The sequence below is a fragment of the Blautia sp. SC05B48 genome (assembly GCF_005848555.1).
Taxonomy (GTDB): Bacteria; Bacillota; Clostridia; order Lachnospirales; family Lachnospiraceae; genus Blautia_A.
This window is the reverse complement of record NZ_CP040518.1, coordinates 484,438-506,940: the sequence shown is the minus strand read 5'-3', so window position 1 is coordinate 506,940 and position 22,503 is coordinate 484,438. Positions and strand designations below refer to the sequence as shown.

The window sequence follows — 22,503 nt, the reverse complement described above, 5'->3', positions numbered from 1 at the left end:
CTTTTTTTGAAAGATATTCTATTACAATTATTGATTTTTGACGGTATTATAATAACCAAGAAAACACAAGATACGTGCAAAACGTGAGGAGGGTAAAAATTGGAAAAGTTAAAACAAAATCCAATCGTTAAGAAGCTCGGATTGAACAGAATACTTCTTGTCTGTGTTCTGATTCTTATGTTCCTGGTTTTTAAAGTAGTTCTTGGAAACAAGTTTCCGGCTGTTGACAGTATCAAGTCTACTTTGAACTATGTGTACTTCCTGGGCTTTTTGTCACTTGGCGTTACATTCGTAATCGCTACAGGAGGAATTGATTTCTCCATCGGACCTGTAATGTTCTGCTGTGCACTGGTATCCGGTTACTGCATGACATCCTACAAGGTTCCGTGTGCAGTTGCCATGATCCTTTGCATTCTGATCGGTCTCTGCTTTGGTATTTTCAATGGCTGGATGGTTTCTTACATGTCAGTGCCACCATTCATTATTTCCATGGCATCCATGAACATTGCAAAAGGTATTGCTTCTGTATTCACGAAAACACAGTCCGTAAGCTGGCCGGCAGCCAGTGAGGCAAACGGCTGGTTCCGTAATATCGTTTCCGTAAATGGCTTCCCTGTAGGAATTGTTATTTTCCTGGTAATGGCAGTTATCTGCGGTATCGTTCTTTACAACACAAAACCAGGACGTTACATCCTCTGCCTTGGATCTAACAAAGAGGCTGTCCGTCTTTCCGGTGTCAACACAAAGAAATGGGAAATGCTTGCTTATATGATCTGCGGATTCCTGGTAGGTATTGCAGCACTCTTCTTTGTAGCTACATACACAACTGTTCAGCCAGGTTATGGCGATCAGTACAACAATGAGGCTATTGCAGGCTGCGTTATGGGTGGTACATCCATGGTTGGTGGACTTGCTTCCATCGGCGGTACTGTAATCGGCGTATTTATCATCTCTCTTCTTCAGCAGGGCATTATGGCATTTGGCCTTGGTAAAGGACAGCAGATGATCATCACAGGTATCATCGTTATCGTTGCAGTTTATATCGACGTTTCTGCAAGACGCAGAAAGAACTGATCTTAGAGGGAGGATGCGACAATGGGTGAAGTTATTTTAACTATGAAGGACATTGATAAGTCCTTTCCTGGAGTTCATGCTCTGGATCACGTTAATTTCGAAGTAAAACGCGGCGAAGTACATGCACTTATGGGAGAAAATGGTGCCGGTAAATCAACACTGATGAAGGTTCTTACCGGTATTTATCAGAAGGATTCAGGTTCCATTGTTTACAAAGGACAGGAAACAGAATTCCACAATACACGTGAGGCACAGGATGCCGGCGTTGTAATCGTACATCAGGAGCTGAACATGGTAGGTGATCTTACCGTTGCTCAGAACATCTTCATCGGACGTGAGCCGAAAAAAGGTTTTACCATCGATGATAAGAAAATGATCGAGGATTCCAAAAAGCTTTTCCAGGATCTGAACATTGAGATCAATCCAAAGGAAAAGATGAAAAACCTGACAGTCGGAAAACAGCAGATGTGTGAGATCGCAAAAGCAATCTCTCATAAAGCTGAGGTTATCATCTTCGATGAGCCTTCTGCAGCGCTTACCGAGAAAGAGATCGCGGATCTGTTTGAGATCATCCGTGACCTTCGTAAGAAAAATCTTGGTATCGTATATATCTCACACCGTATGGATGAGATCAAAACGATTACAGACCGTGTAACAGTCATGCGAGATGGTGGTTATGTAGGAACCCTCATCACAAAAGACAGTACAAAAGAAGATATCATCAACATGATGGTTGGTCGTGTTATTTATGAAGATCCGAAGCAGGAGAGTGCAGTTCCGGCAGATGCACCGGTAGTTCTTAAGGTTGAGCACCTGAATGCAGGCAAGATGGTTCAGGATGTAAGCTTTGAGCTGAGAAAAGGCGAGATCCTTGGTTTCTCAGGACTGATGGGGGCAGGACGTACCGAAACAGCCAGAGCACTGTTCGGAGCAGATCCGAAGCAGAGTGGTAAGATCTCCATTATGGGTAAAGACGGTCAGCTTCATGAGGTGACCATCAACAGCCCGCAGGATGCTGTTAAATGTGGTATCGGTTATCTGTCAGAGGATAGAAGAAGATACGGTGTTGTCGTACAGAAATCTGTAACAGAGAACACAACACTTGCTACAATGGAGAACTTTACAAGTGGTCTCTTCATTAATAAGGCAAAAGAAAAAGAAGTTACTGAGAAATATGTAAAAGAGCTTGCAACAAAGACACCTACAACAGACCAGCTGGTAGTAAACCTTTCCGGTGGTAACCAGCAGAAGGTTGTTATTGCTAAATGGCTGACACGAGACAGCGATATCCTTATTTTCGATGAGCCGACAAGAGGTATCGATGTTGGTGCCAAGAACGAAATCTACAAATTAATGAACAGACTGGCAGCAGAAGGCAAATCCATTATCATGATTTCTTCTGAGATGACGGAAGTTCTCCGAATGAGTGACCGTATCATCATCATGTGTGAGGGTAAAGTTACCGGATGTATTGATATCTCCGAGGCAACCCAGGAAAACATCATGGACAAGGCCACACGGAATATCGATTAAGGAGGAAAGTCATGACTAAGAAGAAAAAAAGTATTTTAAGTGATCAGAGATTTATTGTTTTGCTCGTTATCATTGTCCTGTGTGCAATATTCTCAGGCTTGAGTAAAGAATTCAGACAGTACACCACGATCCTGAGTATGCTGGATTTCTCATATTACGATCTTCTTATGGCGATCGGAGTTACATTCCCGCTTATCACTGGTGGTGTTGACCTGTCAATCGGAACTGGTATGGTAGCATACGCACTGATCGCCGGAACACTGATCAGAAACAACAATTGCCCGGTAGCTCTGGCAATGCTGATCTGTATTGTTCTTGGTATCGCAGTCGGTGCACTGAACGGTGTACTGATCGGTGTTATGAACCTGCCGCCGTTCCTGGCAACACTTTGTACCTGTATGATCACCCGTGGTGCCGGATCTCTCTGCAGTGCGACACCTTGGCCGGGACTTACACAGGATGGTGGATGGTTCCACACAATCTTTAAAGTAACTGTTGGTACAGGAAGAAGTGCTTCACGTTATCCACTCGGCTTCCTGTGGATGATCATTCTGGTTCTTCTTATGGAGTACATCCTGAACCACACCAAATTTGGTCGTTACACAATTGCAATCGGTTCCAACAAAGAGGCAGCAGCCCTTTCCGGAATCAATACAAAGTTCTATCACGTAATGGTATACGTTGTCTGCGGTCTGTTTACAGGTCTTGCAGCAATCGCATACGCAGCAGTAACACCTACTGTACAGCCTGGTACTGGTGCCGGACTTGAGATGGATGCTATCGGTGGTGTATTCGTTGGTGGTGTAGCAGCTACCGGTGGATATGGTTCCGTAATCGGTACATTCGTTGGTATCTTCGTCATCATGCTTCTGAAAACAGGTCTTCCATACATCGGCCTGCAGGCAAACTGGCAGCAGATCATCACAGGTATCGTTCTGATCGTAGCCGTTCTGATCGATATCCTGAAAGAGAAAAAAGCAGCACACTAATATTAAGAAGTGTGGTACAATAAGCAAGGGTGCTGTTCACAGAGAAATGTGAACAGTATCCGATAATCAAAGATGTGAAACGCCAAGGGGTAGCAATGGCGTATGAACATAAAAAAACTATATAATATATTTTAAGGAGGAAATATTATATGAAAGCAAAAAAGGTTATGGCATTAATGCTCTGTGCAGCAATGGTAACAAGCATGAGTGCAACAGCAGCTTTTGCAGCTGAGGAGAAAGAAGATGCAGCAACAGAGGAGTCCGCAGATTCCACAGCATCTGAGGATCCTACCGCACAGTTTGACGGACTGAAAGCAAACGAAGCTTATGTGTTCCCGATGATGGTTAAATCTTTCCAGTCCACATACTGGGATGCAGCTCAGGAAGGTATGAAAAAAGCATCTAAGGAGCTGGGCGTTGATTATAAACCACAGGGACCGAACAGTGAGTCCGATATCGCTGACCAGGTTAACATGATCAACACAGCTATCGCTTCCAATCCTGTTGGATTAGGACTTGCAGCTTGTGATACATCTTCTGTTACAGATGCACTTAAGACATGTGCAGAAAAAGGAATCCCGGTTGTAACATTCGATACAGGTATCGCTGATGCTCCGGAAGGATCTGTAGTATGCGAGGTTTGTACAGACAACGCACAGGCTGGTGCAGTAGCAGCTGAGAATATGTACAACAGCATTAAAGACGTTGTTAAAGATGCTGAGGGACAGGTTGTAATCGGTGAGGTTAACCAGGATGCAACAGCTCAGAACATCCAGCAGCGTGGTACAGGATTCATCAACAAGATGATCGAGCTTCTTCAGGCTGATGGCAAGACTGTAGCAGTAAGCGGCAACGAGTTCTATGTAAACGCAGCAGAGGGTGCTGACGCAGACGCTAAAGACGCAGACGTTGTTATCCAGGTAGCTGTACCTGCACAGACAACTGTAGAGCTCTGCTCCACAGAGGCACAGGCAATCCTTTCCCAGGAGAACTGTATCGCAGTATTCGGTTCTAACCAGGTTTCCGCAGAGGGTGTTCTTGCAGCAAATGCTAACCTTAACGTTCTTGGTTCTGACCCGGCAAACGGTGATGTAGTTGGTGTTGGTTTCGATGCTGGTTCTATCATCAAAGCAGCTGTTAAAGATGGCACATTCATCGGTGCTGTTACACAGTCTCCTCTTATGATGGGATACTATGCAATCTACGCTCTGACAGCAGCAGCAAACGGCCAGGAGCTTCAGGATGTTCCTACAGACGGTTACTGGTATGATGCAACAAATATGGAAGACGAGGATATTGCTCCTAACCTTTATGACTAATCATATAATTGATAAGATCGTGAAGTTATAATGAACGCGGATTGCGTTCACGGACGTATGAAATAAGAGATCCGCTGGCTGATTCAGTCAGCGGATTTTTTAAACAAATAATGTAGCAGTTCATAAATAATCGCTGTATTATTTGCAAATAAAGACACTTTTTTTGACAAAAGAGGTTCTTATCACCGGAAGGATCCTGATGTATGATAAATACAACATCAGATATGAAAGTGATCAGAGGCTTACATATTGAGGAGGATTTAAAAATGGCAACATATTATTTAGCAGTAGATATCGGAGCATCCAGTGGACGTCACATTCTGGGACATATGGAAAACGGAAAAATGATCCTGGAAGAAATCTATCGTTTTGAGAACGGTATGGTTAAGAAGGATGGAGAGCTCTGCTGGGAGTTTGACCGTCTTTTCACCGAGATCGTAAATGGTCTCAAAAAATGTAAAGAGATCGGCAAGATTCCGGTAAGCATGGGCGTTGATACCTGGGGTGTTGATTTTGTACTTCTTGACAAAGATGATAAGGTTCTTGGAAATACTGTAGGTTATCGTGATCATCGTACAGAGGGAATGGATGAGGAAGTTTATAAGACAATTTCTCTGAAGGATCTGTATGCAAGAACCGGTATCCAGAAAGCAATCTACAACACTGTATATCAGCTGATGGCAGTGAAGAAGAAACATCCGGAGTATCTGGAGCAGGCAGAGACACTTCTTCATGTACCGGATTATTTTCATTTCCTTCTTACAGGAAAGAAAACCTGTGAATACACAGAGGCAACCACAGGACAGCTTGTATGCCCGACAACTAAGGACTGGGATTATGAGCTGATCGATATGCTGGGATATCCGAGAAAGATTTTCCAGAAGCTGATCATGCCTAGCACAAGCATCGGACATTTAACAGACGCAGTGAAAGAAGAAGTTGGCTTTGACCTTGAGGTTGTAGCACCGGCTACACATGACACAGGATCTGCAGTTCTGGCTGTTCCGGCAAATGATGACGATTTCATTTATATCAGCTCCGGCACATGGTCTCTGATGGGAATTGAGAGAAAAGAAGCAGACTGCTCTGAGAAGAGTTGTGAGATGAACTTCACAAATGAGGGTGGATATGCGGGACGTTTCCGTTATCTGAAGAACATCATGGGTCTCTGGATGATCCAGTCTGTACGTCACGAGTTTGATGACGCATACAGCTTCGCACAGATCTGTGAGATGGCTGAGGAGGCTAAGGATTTCCCATCAAGAGTAAACGCAAACGACGAGTGCTTCCTTTCTCCTGAGAACATGACAAAAGAGGTTCAGGATTATTGCCGCAGAACAGGACAGCAGGTTCCGGAAACTCTTGGAGAGATCGCAACAGTTATCTACACAAGTCTTGCAGATTGCTACGCTAAGATCGCAAAGGAGATCGAGGAGATGACAGGAAGAACCTACAGCCGTATCCATATCGTAGGCGGTGGTTCCAATGCAGGATACTTAAATGAGCTGACTGCAAAAGCTACAAAGAAGGAAATCCATGCAGGTCCTGGAGAGGCAACTGCAATCGGTAATATCACAGCACAGATGCTGAAGGCCGAGGAGTTCAAAACTATCGAGGAGGCTCGTACAACCATCCATGAGTCCTTCGGTATCAAAGTATACAAAGCATAAATAATTGGAGGTCTTATTATGTTAGTTAACACAAAGGCAAAAGTTGGTGTATTTTCAATTGCTTTAGGTGCATACCTTCCGCAGTTCCCGTCTCTTGTACCGGAATTTGAAGCACAGTATGATGCGTTCAAGAAAACACTTCCGGGTACAGTAGAGATCATCGACGGTGGAATGGTTACCACAAAAGAGCAGGCTATGGAAGCTGGGGACAAATTCCGTGCAGCAGATGTTGATCTTGTATTTCTTCAGATGCTGACCTATGCAACATCCTACAACATGCTTCCTGCAATCCGTGATCTTGATGTTCCGGTCGTTCTTGTGAACGTTCAGAAATTGAAAGCGCTGGATTATGAGCACACTGACATTGCCTCCTGGCTGGGTGAAGGCTATGCATGCGGTGCTGTAGGCGAGGCAGTTGCTGACCTTGAGAGAGCAGGCAAGAGACATGCGGTTATCACAGGCGTTGTAGAAGGCGGAGATCCGTCAGTTCAGGCTGAGATCGAAGACTGGTGCAAGGCTGCTCAGGTAAGAAGAAGATTCCGTGAAACTAACATTGCACAGATCGGAAGACCATATCCGGGTATGATGGATCTGTATATTGATGAGACAAACCTCTATAACAGAATGTTCCTCTACACAAAACAGTTTGACTGGGAGAAGATGTGGGCGATCGCTGATGATATCACAGACGAGGAAGCAATCCGTGCAAAGGCACAGGATATCCTTGATACATTCGATATTGAGGGCGGCGGCACGATCGAGAAAGTATGGGATATGGCCAAATACGTTGTTGCTTTTGAGAAATGGGTAAAAGACGAGCATCTTGGAATGATCGCTTCCCATTACGACGGATTTGCACAGGGTAAAGCCGGTGTCCTTGACAGTATGCTGATCCCGGCATTCTCCATGCTGATCAAACAGGGTACTGCATGTGCGGTAGAGGGTGACATGAAGGTTGCCATGGCAATGAGTATCTTAAAGACAATTTCCGGTACAGGTCAGCTTTCTGAGATGTACTCCATCGACTTCAACGATGATATCTGTATTATCGGACATTCCGGAAGCGGTGACGCGGACATCTCTGACAAGAAGCCAACCATGAAGATCGTAAAAGTATTCCATGGCAAAACAGGCGGCGGATATCTGACACAGTTCTATCCGTACACAGGTCCGGTGACATACCTTGCGATCACCCAGGATAAAGACGGAAACTTTAAATTCGTTGTAGCTGAGGGCGTAAACGAGGAGGGACCGATTCTTTCCTTTGGTGATACAAACATGAGAACACGCTTCACATGCGGAGCAAGAGAGTTTGTTAACCGCTGGAGCGAGGCTGGCCCGACACATCATATGGCAGCTGCTACAGGAAGACACATCGATACGATCCTGAAGGTCGCAAAAATCTTTAACGTACCGGTAGATATCGTGACAAGATAAATTCTTTCTTATATATTTAACCTAAAACATATTCAAAAAAGGAGACTGCGCGGAGCGGTCTCCTTTTTCAGTGGGAAAAATAAGATAAAAAAATCTGCCGGAAATGCAGCTGGCAGATTCGGCAGATCAAAGCTTTGGATTTTTATTTATTTTTTATGCATAAGTGAGTGCTCTTTGAGAAGCTCATCGTGCAGCTGGACGGAAGACCAGTGCTGAGTTACCGGTGTGAGCATGGCCTTCAGTGCAACAGGCGGGAGCTGGTTTTCACGGAAAAAAGCAAGAAAACCATCCATCTGTGCACTGGAAAAATCCTTCAGTACGATCATTTCATCGTTGAAATTGATTCCCAGATTAAACTGGGAGGAGGGATGAAATCCCGGAATCTCAAAAAGATATCCAAGCGGATGAAGAAATTCCGGTGCTGTGACAATCCGTGTCTTAACCTTCTGTCGGTTCAGATAGCGGCGGATATGGCGAAGCCGTTCTGGATCCTTGAAATTATATAAAAGTGCTGTCGGCTGTGTATTCATATAGTGTTATACCTCTTTTCTGTGTAAAGATTTTTGTGGAACGTAAGTTACTTTTCACGATGTGCAGGGAACCGGATTTCAACCTCCGTACCCTCTCCAGGCTTGCTGGAATAAGTAAGTCCGTAATCAGTTCCATAGAGAATCTGGAGCCTCCGGTGGGTATTATAAACTGCGATATTTGTGCCTCCGGACTGGCTTTTTCCCTTTCCGGAAAGGATAGTTGACAGGATTTCTGGCGAAATCCCAACACCGTCATCAGAAATCAGAAGAACAACATCCTCATTTTCCATCCATCCGGTAATAACAATAGTTCCGGATTTTGATTCTTTTTCCAGGATCCCGTGGAGAATGGAATTTTCCACAACAGGCTGAAGAGTCAGTTTCGGAATCTGGTATTCTGAAAGCTCATCCGGGATATCCGTGATCAGCTCAATGCTGTCATGGTAGCGCATATTCTGGAGTTGCACGTAGATGGTTACATGCTCCAGCTCCCTTGCAATGGTAGAGATTCCCTTTTTGCGGCTCAGGGTCAGCTTATAAAAACGGGAAAGGCTTTGTACTGCGTGACTGATCTCATCGGTCTGTCCCTGCAGTGCCATCCAGTTGATCATATCCATGGTGTTATAAAGAAAATGTGGATTGATCTGTGCCTGGAGGGAATTGAATTCTGCGATCCGGAGATCTTCGGCAGCCTTAGCCTGCTTCTCCATCAGTTCTTCCATTTTTCGAGTCATATAGTTGTAGGTATCGATAAGATTACCGATCTCATCATGTGCCTGTGGACTTTCCATAGGAGTAGGCGGGCCGTGGCGGACGGTCTGCATCTGCCGGATCACAGAAGAAAGTCTTCCGGTAATGGAATGAGCCAGTACATTGGCAAAAATAAGTGCCAGAACCAGAAAAACTGCATAGATCAGTACGATCTGGATCATCAGCCGGTTGCTCTCATGTATCAGCGGCGGGGAAGGCAGGACCGTCACCATAAACCAGTCCGTATTGGAAATACTGTAAAAACCGGCATAAACCTTTGTGTCCAGAATGTTCCGTTCAATGAAGTTATTGGAAGACATAAAGGAAGCCTTGATGGTGTCGTAATCCAGTTGGTAGATTCCGGATAATGACAGATCTGAGGTAGCAACAATGGCATCACGTTCGTTTACAATATATGAAACACTTCCCTCCAGAGATAGATTGTCGGAAAGAATGGAAGTAAGCTTGTCATCAGAATAATACACTGCCAGATAAGCCTTATAAGCAGTGGAGTGATAATAAAGGCTCAAAGGACAAATATATGCCATATCACCATAATTCTTTTTTTCCCTGGGACCAAGATAGAAGGAAGGACAGAACATTTCCTGGGTGTTACGGTTTCCCTGAAAGATACCGTACCAGTAGGTACCTTTCGCCTGACTTAAGGGGGCAAGGATATTCTCAGTGTTGGGATAAGTATCCAGTGCCTTCAGATCATCAGGAAAATCCACATAGATCTGTACATCGGTAACAATGGAATCGGTGGTCAGACGCTGAACGGCATTTTTAAAATCAGTGGCATGGTTAGATGCTGCAAGCTGTTCTGCTGAATCGCTGACCGGCATATAAAAAAGTTCCTGAAAAAAATTCTGTCCTGTAATATTACGGGTAGTAGCGAGAATCGTATCCATAGTCCGTTCGATCAGAGGTGCAGTTTTTGCGGAGGCATCCTGTTCCTGCCGGATGGTATTGGAAACCACCATGCTATAAAGTCGCCCATAAAAAAGAAAGGCGATAAGACATGCAGGAACTACCACAATGCTGATCAGCGCAATGGTGAATTTTGTCTGCAGGTTTAAATTCAGGTAGCCGTTTTTGAAACGGCGCCAGAGGGCCCTCATGACATTTTCTCCCGGTATTCAGACGGGGAAAAGCCGGAGTATTTTTTGAAGCTTTTTCCGAAGTAATTACCATCCGTATAGCCTACCTTGGAAGAAATCTCGGAAATCTTGTATCTGGGATCGGAAAGCAGCTGCTTGGCCTTTTCCATTCGGTATTCTGTCAGATATTGATTGAGAGTCTGTCCGGTCTCACTTTTGAAAAAAGTGCATACATAAGATGCGGAAAGGTATACATGGCCGCTGATATCTTTTACGGAAAGTGTATCGTTCATATAGTTCCGGCTGATATAATCCTTGATCATAAAGATCGTGGAATTTTCCGGCTGGGAATTTTTCGCATCTTCAAAATACTGGGCGGTTTTTTCTTTCAGAGCTTTGTGAAGCTCTTCGTAGGTGAAGGCGTTGTTTAACGTATCCACAATCAGATCCTGCTTTTCATGAAGTTCGGTTTCCAGCTGATTTTTTTTACGGGAAGCCGAAAGTGTATTAAACAGCTGGTAATAAAGATCACGGATCTGGTTGGGCATAAATGTGTGATTGCAGCTGTAATACCGGAAAAGCTCATCAAGAAACTGAGAACAGTGTTCTTCTTCTCCGGCCAGGAGATATTTGGAAAAAGTATTTTCCGGTGACTGCAGGAAATCCGGAACCGGTCCCTTCGGGGAAAGCCGGCGGATGGCATTTTCCGTCAGAAATGTTTTTTCCGGAAAGAAAAAACAGTTCTGCAGAAGGATCACGGCAGAAGCGTAGGACTGATAAACCCTGAAAATATCCGTTACGGTATTTCCGGCTGCGATCAGATGCTTTCCGCAGGTGTCATATTGTCTGGAAATATAGCTTCCCACTGCGGAAAGGGTAGTCGGGGAAAGTGCATTTCTTCCATATATATGGTGAACCAGATACTGAACCCTTTTTTCCGCAAAAAGACATTTCAGATGGTAATGCTCCAGAAAACGGGAAATGTCGTTCTGGAGATCTTCCAGGAAAATGCCGGAGGCCTCCACAGATCCATTGAGCTTCACGATCACAGAGGTAAAATTCATGCCGTTCTCAAGAAGTTCCGACTGTCCCAGCTCCAGACAGAGAGCTGCAATTTTGTTGTTATCGGAAGGTGGAAGAGTCAGCTGTTGTGCCAGCCGGGTGGCGATTTCCTGGGAATGGATCGCTTCGCCACGATGGGAGCGGAGCTTTTGTTTGTAAAGAGTCTGCGCTTCCAGAACTGCAGCCTGTACTTCCTCGGGATGCAGAGGCTTTTCGATGTAATTGATGGCTTTTAGTTTGATGGCAGCTTTCAGATACTCTTTGTCAGAATATCCGCTCATAAAGATAGGGATACTGTCCGGCAGGAATTTTTCCAGACGTTCCAGCATGGCAATGCCGGTCATCCGTGGCATCCGTACATCGCAGAGAATGATCTCCGGTTTATACAGTTTGGCCATTTCCAGTCCGTTCACACCATCGTCTGCCTGAAGGATCTCGGTGATCCCCAGAGAATCCCAGTCGATAGATGAGATCAGCCCGGTACGCGTAAGTTCTTCGTCATCAACGATCAGTAATTTCATATACAGTTCTCCAATCGAGCATAGCTTCATAGCTTTGTAAATCGGACGTTTACAGTTCTGTTTATATTCCCAGAAAACTGTAACGTCAGCGTTATCATTATAGCATAAAGTATATAGAAATACGAGAATGGGATAATGGTTTATGAGTAATATTTTACAGGGAAAAGAATAATATTTTACCCTTATCCAAAAATATTCCCATTATCAGCCTGTGGGCCGGATGATAGAATATAATCAGATCAAAGGAAAGGGAGGAGAAAGAGCCGTGTCAGAATATGTTCTTGAATTAAAAGGTATTACGAAGATATTCCCCGGTGTCAAAGCTCTGAATAATGTACAGTTCCAGCTCAAGCCTGGTGAGGTTCACGCGCTGATGGGTGAGAATGGTGCTGGTAAATCTACGTTTATCAAGGTTATTACCGGAGTACATAAAGCAGAAGAAGGTGAGATGTTCCTGAACGGACAGAAGGTTGACTTCAAGGGTCCGAAGGATGCTCAGGAGGCAGGTATTGCAGCCGTATATCAGCATCCGACATCATATCCGCACCTTACAGTTGCAGAAAATATTTTTATGGGTCACGAGATCATCAAACATCATATGATCCAGTGGAAAGAGATGAATCAGGAGGCGAACAAGTACTTAGGTGAGCTGGATGCAGATTTTGATGCAACCGCTGAGATGGGAACTCTTTCTGTTGCACAGCAGCAGATGGTTGAGATCGCCAAAGCACTTTCCACAAATGCAAAGATCATCATTCTGGATGAGCCTACAGCAGCACTTACCAGAAACGAGTCCGAGAAGCTTTACACACTGGTTGACAAGCTGAAAGAGAATGGTGTTTCCATTATCTTTATCTCCCATCGTTTCGAAGATATGTACCGTCTGGCTTCCAGAGTTACCGTATTCCGTGATTCCCAGTACATTGGAACCTATGATGTAGATGGAATCACAAACGCAGATCTGATCAAGGCAATGGTTGGCCGTGAGATCAATGATCTGTTCCCGAAACCGGAAGTTGAGTTGGGAGATGAGATGCTCCGTATCGAACATCTTTCCAGAACAGGATTTTTCAAGGATGTTTCTTTCAATGTACATGCAGGCGAGATCGTAGGTCTTACAGGTCTGGTTGGTGCAGGACGTACAGAGGTTATGGAAGCTGTCTGTGGAATCACCCGTCCGGACGAAGGAAAGGTTTTCCTTGAGGGAAAAGAGGTTTATATCAAGACTCCTTCCGAAGCAATGGAAAAAGGTATTATCCTTCTTCCTGAGGACAGACAGAAGCAGGGCCTTGTCATGAGCTGGGGACTTGGAAGAAACGTAACACTTCCGATCATCAGCAAATATGCAAAATCCGGATTCAATGACGAGAAAGCAGAAAGAGAGCTTTCCAAGAAGCTTCTTGAAGAAGTAGATACCAAGGCTGTTGATATTTTCCAGCCTGCAAGTTCACTGTCCGGTGGTAACCAGCAGAAGGTTGTTGTTGCCAAGGCACTTGCTCAGGAAATGAAGGTCGTTATCATGGATGAGCCGACAAAGGGTGTCGATGTTGGTGCAAAAGCCGAGATCTATGCGATCATGGGAGATCTTGCGAAGAAGGGCTATGCGATTATCCTGATTTCTTCCGAGATGCCGGAGATCCTGGGTATGGCAGACCGTATCATCGTTATGTGTAATGGCCGTAAGACAGGAGAACTGAACAGAGGAGAGGCAACACAGGAAGGAATCCTTGAGCTGTCCATGGAAAAGAGCACTGGAAAGGGGACTAAATAATGGAAAAGAAATCTGTTATCAAGAAGATTACAGGCTCCCGAGAGGCTCTGCTGGCAATTATCGTGGTCGTGCTGTTTGCCGTTGTCACAGTGATCAGCCCGTCATTCCTTACGCCGAAGTCACTCATGGAGATGCTGAAAAATAATGCAGTAACAATGGTAATGTCACTTGGTATGCTGTGTGTCATGCTGGTAGGCGGAATCGATATTTCCATCATGTCAACTCTGGCACTTTCCGGTATGTCCATCGGTATGCTCCTGAAATATGGACATATTACAAGTACATTACTTGCTTTCATCATTGCAATGGCGATCGGTATTGCCTGCGGACTGGTTGTAGGTCTTGTGATCTCAAGAGCAAACGTTCCGCCTATCATTGCAACCATGGGCTTTATGTACATCTACAGAGCAATGGGTTATCTTGTTTCCCACGGTGGTGAATGGGCAAGTGCCGCAGCTCTCGGTGAGTTTAAGAATTTTGCAACAACCAGCTTCCTTGGCATCAACAAGGTTATCTGGGTGATCATCGTATGCTACGTGGTATTCTTCTTCTTTATGAAATGGACAAGAACGGGACGAAGGATCTACGCAGTAGGAAGTAATGCAAGCGCAGCACAGGTTTCCGGTATCAATGCAAAGAATATCAACCTTCTTGTATATGTGATCATGGGATTCCTCGCAGGTCTTGGCGGAGCACTTCAGGTATCTGTTTATGCTTCTGCAATGCCTGATATGCAGTACGGCGGTGAGATGGATGTTATCGCAGCCTGCGTTATCGGTGGTGTAAGCATGAGTGGTGGACGTGGAACCGTAGTAGGTGCATTCCTCGGTTCCATTATCCTTGCAACGATCGCAAAAGCTCTTCCGCTTGTAGGTATCAGTTCACTGTGGCAGAACATGATCAAGGGTGTTATCATCCTGGTAGTAGTTGTGATCAACGTTGTTCTGCAGAGAATCGCAGATAAAAACGCATTAAAGGGAAGGGAGATGTAAATCATGGCTGGAAAATCTGGAAGAAGTATTAACAATGTGCCGGAAAATCCGATGAAACACATCATATTCAGTTGGGAAGGCATCCTGGTCATTCTCTTTATCCTGGTAAATATTTTCTGCGCATCATTTTCTGAGTTTTATAATATGAAGAGTGTTCTTCGTCAGATGCCGGTTTACCTTGCAGAGGTATTCATGATGTTCCCGATGGCGTACATCCTGGTATTAGGCGAGATCGATATTTCCGTAGGTGCGATCGTGTGTCTCTCCGCTACCTTAAGCTGTATGGTCTGCAACACAAACGCTCCGTTCATTGTAGTAGTACTTACAGCACTGGTTGTTGGTGCCCTCTGTGGTGCGGTTAACGGATTTATCCTTACCCGTTTCAAGGAGCTGCCTCCAATGATCGTAACACTGGCAACACAGATCATCTTCCGTGGTATCGCTGAGGTAACACTTGGAGCCGGCGGAAGTATTGCAATCACAAACACAGACGGCTTCCGTGCCATCGGTGGAAAGGTTGGAAATGTTCCATATATTCTTTTCCTGGTACTGATCCTTGGTGTGATCTTTGCAATCTTCCTTGGAAAGAGCACATTCGGACGCCGTACATATGCGATCGGAACAAACCGTGTGGCAGCTTATTACGCAGGTGTCCACGTAGAGAAGATCCGTTTCATCATCTATACAATTATGGGGCTTATGTCTGGACTTTGTGCAGTGTTCCTGGTATCCTCTTCCTACGGTGCAAACACAACGACCGGTAACGGATTTGAGATGGATGCCATCGCAATGGCAGTATTCGGAGGTATCTCCTCCACAGGTGGTAAAGGAAACCTGGCCGGCGGTATCATTTCTGCATTCATCATCGTATGCTTACGAGTTGGCCTTGGACAGAAGAACGTAAATGCACAGGTGATCCTTCTCATCATCGGTGTACTTCTGGTAGCAGCAGTAGCTCTTCCGAATATCATCGGCGATGTGAAAAAAGCAGTCGCAATGAAGAAAAACTAAATATCACTTTTGAAACTCATATGATTGTTAGCTGCCTCCATTGGTGTAGCGGAGGCAGCAGCATATAAAAAAATTATATTCTTATAGGGAGGAACAACAATGAAAAAAAAGGTAATTAGCGCAATCCTTTGTGGAGCAATGGTTCTTGGTACAGTTTGCCCGGTTCTTGCAGCAGATGACAAATCCGAAGATACTAAGACAGAAGCAGCAGCTGGCGATTCCGCAAAAGGCAAAAAGATCGCTCTGGTTGGTAAAGCAGCCGGTAACGCATTCTTCGAGATCGCAGCGAAATCTTTCCAGGAGACAGTAGAGGCTGAAGGTGGCGAGGTTCAGGTCGTTTATCCTGAGACAGCTACAGCTGATGCACAGATCAAGGTTCTTGACAACCTGATTTCCCAGGACTTCGATGCAATCTGTATCTCCGCTAACGATGTTAACGCTCTTCAGGCTAAGCTTGAGGAAGCTATGGATGAGGGAATCAAAGTATCTTCCTTCGACTCCGCACCGAACAAAGACAGCCGTGAGATTTTCGTAAACCAGGCTGGTACAAAAGAAGTTGCTCAGGCACTTATGGATGCAGTTCTTGATATTTCCGGTGGTGAGGGACAGTTCGCTATCCTTTCCGCTACATCTCAGTCCGCTAACCAGAACGCATGGATCGATGCAATGAAGACTATCATGGAAGGCGACGACAAATACAGCAAGCTTGAGCTTGTAGACGTTGTATACGGTGATGATGAGCCACAGAAATCCACAGACCAGACAGCAGCTCTTCTTCAGAACTATAAGGATCTGAAAGTTATCTGCGCACCTACAACAGTTGGTATCGCAGCAGCAGCTAAATATCTTCAGGATAACGGATCTTCCTGCAAGCTGACAGGACTTGGACTTCCATCTGAGATGCAGGAGTACACAGGTGATGATGATTCTCATTCCTGCCCATACTTCTATCTGTGGGATATGCAGGGCCTTGGAAAACTCAGTGCTTACACAACAATCTCTCTGATCAACGGCGACATCACAGGTGCTAAAGATGACAAGTTCACAGCTGGTGACCTTGGTGACTACACAGTAACAGAGGCAGATGACGGCGGTACAGAGGTTGTTCTTGGTGCACCTCTGAAATTCGATACAAGCAACATCGAGGAGATGGCTAAGCTGTACTAATCAATCCTCAGATTGACTGTATAATCATATGATAAATCCTTTCGGGACAAGGCGGAGTCTTTGGACTCCGCCTTGTTTCGTATATTTGAATTTGGTGTATAGAAGGTTTCCGAAAAAATTTCAGTCTTTTGATTCTGGTTGTACTCTTATGGCTGCGGTGTTAAAATGAGGACAGCAGAATAGAAAACCATGAACAGATGAAGGAGCAAAACACATGCAGCAGGCATTACTGGATCAGCTGAGAAAGATCACAGAGGAAGAGAGAAAAATCCTGGATGGAGAAGCAGAGGTGGATAGAGATCTCTACACATCCGGTCGGGACTTTACCGTGGACAGCCGTAAGATGCTGAAAGAAGGCAGGCTGATCGCTGTGCGTACACACACCCGTTTTGTGTATTTTCCGGCGCACAGGCATAATTTTGTGGAAGTGCTGTATGTGTGTGAGGGATCTCTGACGAATATCATTGACGGAAAAAAAGTCATAGTTAACAAAGGTGAGCTGCTTTTTCTCAATCAGTTTACGAAGCATGAGATTCTGAAAGCGGGACAGAATGATATTGCGATCAATTTTATGGTGCTGCCGGAGTTTTTTGATGTGGCCTATTCCATGGCGGGCAATGATAATATGCTGGCAGATTTTCTGGTGAATGTCCTGCGTCAGGATGAAGAGCGTGGGGAATATCTTCATTTTAAGGTTGCGGAAGTGCTGCAGATCCAGAATCTTCTGGAAAATATCATCTATTCTCTTGTAAACGGTGAGGAGAACAGAGAGCGGATCAATCAGACCACAATGGGCCTGATATTCATGTATCTGATAGAAGCGGTGCAGTATGTGGAGATGCGTCTGCCCAATCAGTACGAAAATATGATCTCTATGACAACACTGGATTACATTGAGCAGAAATATCGGACTGCTACCTTGACTGAGCTGTGTAGCCGACTTCACCTGCCTATGCATGTTTTAAGCAAAATGATCAAGAAAACGACAGGATTTAATTTCAAGGAGCTGCTTCAGAGAAAGAGATTGAATAAAGCTGTAGAGCTGATGTGTGAAACAGATCTGCCTGTCAGTGACATCATTGCAGCTGTAGGCTATGAAAATAACAGTTATTTTCATCGGGTATTCAAGGAACATTATCACATGACACCGCGGGCGTTCCGGGTGAAAAACAGTGAGAAAGAACAGGTGAGGCTGTAACAGCCTCACCTGTTTTTTAAATATCATGGAATTGTCCGATCTTGTTTTTGATCCGCTGCATTTCGTTATCCATATCGATCACAGCGCGAGCGCAGTTCAGCAGCTCATTGCTGACTTCCTCATAACCGTCCATTTCTTCGATATTCTGTTTGTAACGCAGCTGATGTTCCAGAGTAGCCCAGAAATCCATTCCATTGGTACGGATCTGGATTTCCGCACGCATGGGAGTTTTTCCCTTGGAGAAGAATACAGGGATTTCCACAATCATGTGATAACTGCGGTAGCCGTTTGGTTTTGGATTTTTGATATAGTCCTTTACCTGAATGACGGTAATGTCATCCTGCTTGGTGATCAGGTCTGCAATGGTGTAGATATCATCGATAAAAGCACAGACAACACGGATGCCTGCCACGTCATTCAGTTGATTCTGAATATTCTCCGCAGTAAACTCATAGCCGAGCCTTTTGAGCTTTTTGTAAATGCTTTCCGGCTTTTTGATCCTTGTCTTGATGAAGGAGATCGGGTTACGTTTATATTCCAATGAAAATTCATCGTTGAGGACTTCCAGCTTGGTGCGTACCTCACGGACCGTACATCGATACATCATCATTAAATCATTAAATTTTGCGGAATTTTTGATAAAAACCTGTGGATCGGAGGTATCCAGCCAGGTGTTTGTATTTCTTTCTGCCATAGTGTTTTTCTGGTCCTTTCCATGTGACATTTATAACAATTACTTTTATACAATTATAGAACAAAATGATATTTTTTTCAACTTTTGTATTGACATATCAGAAAAGCTGTGCTATTTTATAGAAAAAATTTAATTGAGTAAACCACTAAACCGTTGAAGCGGAGATAAAGATATTCATGCGCGCACAGAGAGTCCGGGAGGGTGAGAGCCGGGTCGAGAGGCAGTTTATCAAATGGACCGCAGAGGGCACAGGGAAAGATATTTTCGGGTATCAAGTATTCTGTGACGTGAGGGCATACGTCAGTTGCCGGGAATATGAAGGTATTCCGCCAAGTGCACGGGTCAGACCGTGAATCAGGGTGGCACCGCGGGTGATTTTGAATTTAGAGCTCGTCCCTGACAGAACCAGATTCTGTCGGAGACGGGCTTTTCTTGATTTTATGAGCAAGCAGCGAATGCAGATCACGAATGTCCCGTCCTCCGGTAAGGAATGAAAAACTCAGGAGGGCCTGTATATGTATCCAACATTAGAAAAAATCAAAGAACTCGCACAGTCAGGCGAATACCGGCGAATCCCTGTATGCAGAGAGCTGTATTCCGACCGCTATACACCCGTAGAAGTCATGAAGACCTTACGCACAGCCAGCAGACATTGCTATCTTCTGGAAAGTGCCAGCCAGACAGAGGTATGGGGACGCTATTCCTTCCTGGGATATGAGCCATCCATGGAGATCACCTGTACAGACGGAAAGCTTCAGATCCGCAGGATCCATGAGGACGGAACGGAAGAAAAAACCGTACAGCAGGTGAAGCATCCGGGAGATGCTATTCGGGAGATCCTGAAAGAATACAAAAGCCCGGTGCTGGAAAATATGCCGACCTTTACCGGAGGTCTGGTAGGATATTTTTCCTACGATTATATTAAGTACAGCGAGCCGAAGTTGAAGCTTACCGACGAGACAGTACAGGATTTTCGGGACATGGATCTGATGCTTTTTGACCAGGTGATCGCCTTTGACCATTACAGACAGAAGGTGCTTCTGATCACCGGGGTGATGACGGATGATCTGGAAAATTCCTATCAGAAGGCGGAAGCAAAATTAGAAGAGATGACAGATCTGATCCGAAACGGAAAACAGAAGGAATTTCCGTCTTTGAAACTGAAATCTTCCATTGAGCCGCAGTTCCCGAAAGCAAAATACTGTGAGATGGTTGAGAAAGCGAAGCATTACATCCACGAAGGAGATATTTTCCAGGTGGTGCTCTCCAATCCGATGCGAGCGAAAGCAGAGGGAAGTCTGTTTGATACATACCGTGTTCTTAGGGCTACCAATCCTTCGCCGTATATGTTTTATTTTTCCAGTGATGATATTGAGATTGCAGGAGCCTCCCCGGAAACACTTGCCAGGCTTGCAGGAACAGAATTAAGTACCTTCCCGCTTGCAGGAACAAGACCAAGAGGCAAGACAAAAGAAGAGGACCTGGCGCTGGAAAAAGGACTCCTGGCTGATGAGAAGGAATGTGCCGAGCATAACATGCTGGTGGATCTTGGTCGAAATGATATCGGAAAGATCAGTAAGATCGGTACTGTGAATGTAGAAAAATATATGTGCATCGAGCGTTTTTCTCATGTGATGCATATTGGTTCCACAGTTACCGGCCAGATCCGGGATGACAGGGATGCGGTGGATGCAGTGGATGCCATCCTTCCGGCAGGAACACTTTCCGGAGCACCGAAATTCCGTGCCTGCCAGATCATCCAGGAACTGGAACAGATCAAGCGAGGCATTTACGGCGGTGCTATCGGATATCTGGATTTTGCCGGAAACCTGGATACCTGTATTGCCATTCGCCTGGTTTATAAGAAAAACGGTGAGATCTGTATCCGGTCAGGAGCAGGGATCGTAGCAGACAGTATTCCGGAAAGTGAATTTCAGGAGTGCTGCAACAAGGCAAGAGCCGTTGTACAGGCAATCGAAACTGCACAGGAGGGACTGGAATGATAGTACTGATCGATAATTATGATAGCTTTTCCTACAATGTTTACCAGCTAATCGGTTCTGTGGAGCCGGATATCAAAGTGGTAAGAAATGATGAAGTGACCATCAAAGAGCTGGAGGCCATGAAGCCGGAGGCATTGATTCTTTCCCCTGGTCCGGGAAAACCGGAGGATGCGGGAATCTGTATTGAATCCATAAAATATTTCAAAAACAAGCTGCCGATCCTGGGTATCTGCCTTGGACATCAGTCCATCTGTGAAGCCTTCGGAGGGACAGTATCCTACGCAAAAGAGCTGATGCATGGAAAGCAGAAAGAGATACATAAAGTTGGAAAGAGCCGGATGTTTGAAGGACTTCCGGAAACTTTTCCGGCAGCCAGATATCACTCACTGGCAGCTATCCGGGATACCTTACCGGAGGAACTGGTTGTTACCGCTGAGTCTGAGGACGGAGAGGTGATGGCACTGGAGCATAAAGAATATCCGATATTCGGATTACAGTTCCATCCGGAATCTGTTATGACACCGGATGGAAAAACAATGGTCGAGAACTTTATGAAGGTTATCAGAGACAGATAAGACAGAGAACAGCAATCCATAAAAGATAGAATCGTTACAGAACAGGAGGAAACAACAATGATCAAAGAAGCAATCATCAAGCTTTCAAAAAAAGAAGATCTTACATATGACGAAGCAGAAGCCGTAATGAATGAGATCATGGACGGAGCGGCAACACCGGTACAGATGGCATCCTACCTTACTGCACTTTCCCTGAAAGGAGAGACTATTGATGAGATCACTGCATCAGCAGCCGGAATGCGTGCACACTGCATCAAGCTTCTCCACGATATGAATGTTCTGGAAATCGTAGGAACCGGTGGTGACGGAGCAAACTCCTTTAATATTTCTACGACATCTTCTCTTGTGATCGTAGCAGGTGGCGTTCCGGTAGCAAAACACGGAAACCGTGCAGCATCTTCCAAGAGCGGTGCAGCAGATGTTCTGGAAGCACTTGGCGTAAAGATCACTATCCCGCCGGAAAAAAGTGCAGAGATCCTGAAAAAGATCAACATCTGTTTCCTGTTCGCACAGAATTATCATATTGCCATGAAATATGTGGCACCGATCCGTAAAGAGCTGGGAATCCGCACGGTATTTAATATCCTCGGACCATTAAGCAACCCGGCAGGCGCAAACATGGAGCTGATGGGAGTCTTTGACCAGTCTCTGGTAGAGCCGCTGGCACAGGTTATGATGAAGCTTGGCGTGAACCGCGGAATGGTAGTTTTCGGGCAGGATAAGCTGGATGAGATCTCCATGAGCGCACCGACTTCTGTGTGCGAGATCAAGGACGGATGGTTCCAGTCCTATGAGATCACACCGGAGCAGTTCGGCTATACACGCTGCAGCAAAGAAGATCTGGCAGGCGGCACACCGGCAGAGAACGCAGAGATCACAAAAGCCATTGTAAACGGAACCGAAAAAGGCCCGAAGCGTCAGGCGGTCTGCATGAACGCAGGTGCAGCACTTTATATCGCAGGAAAGGCGAAGACTATAGAAGATGGCGTGAAGATGGCTGAAAACCTGATCGACAGTGGTGCAGCTGCTGCCAAGCTTGCGGAATTTATCAAATTAAGTAACGAGATTTGAAAATAATAGCGGCAGAAGAGAAATCGGCAATCCCTA

18 protein-coding genes are annotated in these 22,503 nt (G+C 45.1%); 14 read left to right on the top strand and 4 right to left on the bottom strand.

Features of this window, described 5'->3' with window-relative positions; translation table 11 throughout:
* Positions 1 to 99: 99 nt before the first annotated feature.
* From EYS05_RS02250 to EYS05_RS02225, 6 genes are all read left to right on the top strand, one after another.
* Entirely contained in the window at positions 100 to 1,074 is a 975-nt protein-coding gene (locus tag EYS05_RS02250) for an ABC transporter permease (protein ID WP_138276503.1), read from the top strand.
* A 21-nt stretch (positions 1,075 to 1,095) separates the two neighbouring features.
* Positions 1,096 to 2,607, top strand: coding sequence for a sugar ABC transporter ATP-binding protein (locus EYS05_RS02245; RefSeq protein WP_138276502.1), 1,512 nt, complete (start codon positions 1,096 to 1,098; stop codon positions 2,605 to 2,607).
* An 11-nt stretch (positions 2,608 to 2,618) separates the two neighbouring features.
* Positions 2,619 to 3,596, top strand: a complete 978-nt coding sequence (locus EYS05_RS02240) for an ABC transporter permease (protein WP_021977851.1) — start codon at positions 2,619 to 2,621, stop codon at positions 3,594 to 3,596.
* A 149-nt stretch (positions 3,597 to 3,745) separates the two neighbouring features.
* Positions 3,746 to 4,915, top strand: coding sequence for a substrate-binding domain-containing protein (locus tag EYS05_RS02235; RefSeq protein WP_118625001.1), 1,170 nt, complete (start codon positions 3,746 to 3,748; stop codon positions 4,913 to 4,915).
* 266 nt (positions 4,916 to 5,181) lie between these two features.
* Positions 5,182 to 6,585, top strand: coding sequence for a rhamnulokinase (gene rhaB, locus EYS05_RS02230; protein ID WP_138276501.1), 1,404 nt, complete (start codon positions 5,182 to 5,184; stop codon positions 6,583 to 6,585).
* A gap of 18 nt (positions 6,586 to 6,603) precedes the next feature.
* Positions 6,604 to 8,022 (top strand): arabinose isomerase, encoded by a 1,419-nt coding sequence (locus EYS05_RS02225; RefSeq protein ID WP_138276500.1) that lies wholly within the window; start codon positions 6,604 to 6,606, stop codon positions 8,020 to 8,022.
* Positions 8,023 to 8,168: 146 nt separating this feature from the next.
* On the opposite strand, the gene EYS05_RS02220 is transcribed toward EYS05_RS02225, so the two are convergent.
* Genes EYS05_RS02220 through EYS05_RS02210 form a run of 3 tightly spaced genes read right to left on the bottom strand, consistent with a single transcriptional unit; the run spans position 8,169 to position 11,985 of the window.
* On the bottom strand, positions 8,169 to 8,552 hold the full coding sequence (locus EYS05_RS02220) for a DUF3783 domain-containing protein (RefSeq protein ID WP_138276499.1): 384 nt from the start codon (positions 8,550 to 8,552) through the stop codon (positions 8,169 to 8,171).
* A 47-nt stretch (positions 8,553 to 8,599) separates the two neighbouring features.
* Entirely contained in the window at positions 8,600 to 10,423 is a 1,824-nt protein-coding gene (locus tag EYS05_RS02215) for a sensor histidine kinase (RefSeq protein WP_138276498.1), read from the bottom strand.
* The gene (locus EYS05_RS02210; RefSeq protein WP_138276497.1) at positions 10,420 to 11,985 is read right to left on the bottom strand and encodes a response regulator transcription factor; all 1,566 of its coding nucleotides are present in this window, start codon (positions 11,983 to 11,985) and stop codon (positions 10,420 to 10,422) included. Before EYS05_RS02210 ends, EYS05_RS02215 begins: the two co-directional genes overlap by 4 nt.
* A gap of 265 nt (positions 11,986 to 12,250) precedes the next feature.
* Between EYS05_RS02210 and EYS05_RS02205 the strand changes: the two genes are divergently transcribed.
* The 5 genes from EYS05_RS02205 to EYS05_RS02185 all read left to right on the top strand — a co-directional run bounded on the left by EYS05_RS02205 (position 12,251) and on the right by EYS05_RS02185 (position 18,124).
* Positions 12,251 to 13,756: a sugar ABC transporter ATP-binding protein gene (locus EYS05_RS02205; protein WP_118512974.1), complete on the top strand. Its 1,506-nt coding sequence runs from the start codon at positions 12,251 to 12,253 to the stop codon at positions 13,754 to 13,756.
* Positions 13,756 to 14,748 carry an ABC transporter permease gene (locus EYS05_RS02200; RefSeq protein ID WP_059086065.1) on the top strand — a complete coding sequence of 331 codons (993 nt, stop codon included), beginning with the start codon at positions 13,756 to 13,758 and terminating at the stop codon, positions 14,746 to 14,748. The genes EYS05_RS02205 and EYS05_RS02200 overlap by 1 nt, the downstream gene beginning before the upstream one ends.
* A 3-nt stretch (positions 14,749 to 14,751) precedes the next feature.
* Positions 14,752 to 15,759 (top strand): ABC transporter permease, encoded by a 1,008-nt coding sequence (locus EYS05_RS02195; protein ID WP_138276496.1) that lies wholly within the window; start codon positions 14,752 to 14,754, stop codon positions 15,757 to 15,759.
* 99 nt (positions 15,760 to 15,858) lie between these two features.
* On the top strand, positions 15,859 to 16,926 hold the full coding sequence (locus EYS05_RS02190; protein ID WP_138276495.1) for a substrate-binding domain-containing protein: 1,068 nt from the start codon (positions 15,859 to 15,861) through the stop codon (positions 16,924 to 16,926).
* A 214-nt stretch (positions 16,927 to 17,140) separates the two neighbouring features.
* Entirely contained in the window at positions 17,141 to 18,124 is a 984-nt protein-coding gene (locus EYS05_RS02185; protein WP_138276494.1) for an AraC family transcriptional regulator, read from the top strand.
* 16 nt (positions 18,125 to 18,140) lie between these two features.
* On the opposite strand, the gene EYS05_RS02180 is transcribed toward EYS05_RS02185, so the two are convergent.
* A complete protein-coding gene (locus EYS05_RS02180; protein WP_138276493.1) occupies positions 18,141 to 18,818 on the bottom strand; it encodes a GTP pyrophosphokinase in 678 nt (225 codons plus the stop codon).
* Positions 18,819 to 19,333: 515 nt separating this feature from the next.
* Here EYS05_RS02180 and trpE point away from each other — a divergent pair.
* Genes trpE through trpD form a run of 3 tightly spaced genes read left to right on the top strand, consistent with a single transcriptional unit; the run spans position 19,334 to position 22,467 of the window.
* Positions 19,334 to 20,821 (top strand): anthranilate synthase component I, encoded by a 1,488-nt coding sequence (trpE, locus tag EYS05_RS02170; RefSeq protein WP_138276492.1) that lies wholly within the window; start codon positions 19,334 to 19,336, stop codon positions 20,819 to 20,821.
* Positions 20,818 to 21,396, top strand: coding sequence for an anthranilate synthase component II (locus EYS05_RS02165; RefSeq protein ID WP_138276491.1), 579 nt, complete (start codon positions 20,818 to 20,820; stop codon positions 21,394 to 21,396). Before trpE ends, EYS05_RS02165 begins: the two co-directional genes overlap by 4 nt.
* 57 nt (positions 21,397 to 21,453) lie before the next feature.
* Complete coding sequence (gene trpD / locus EYS05_RS02160; protein ID WP_138276490.1) at positions 21,454 to 22,467, top strand: anthranilate phosphoribosyltransferase; 1,014 nt, start codon at positions 21,454 to 21,456, stop codon at positions 22,465 to 22,467.
* Positions 22,468 to 22,503 lie beyond the last annotated feature (36 nt).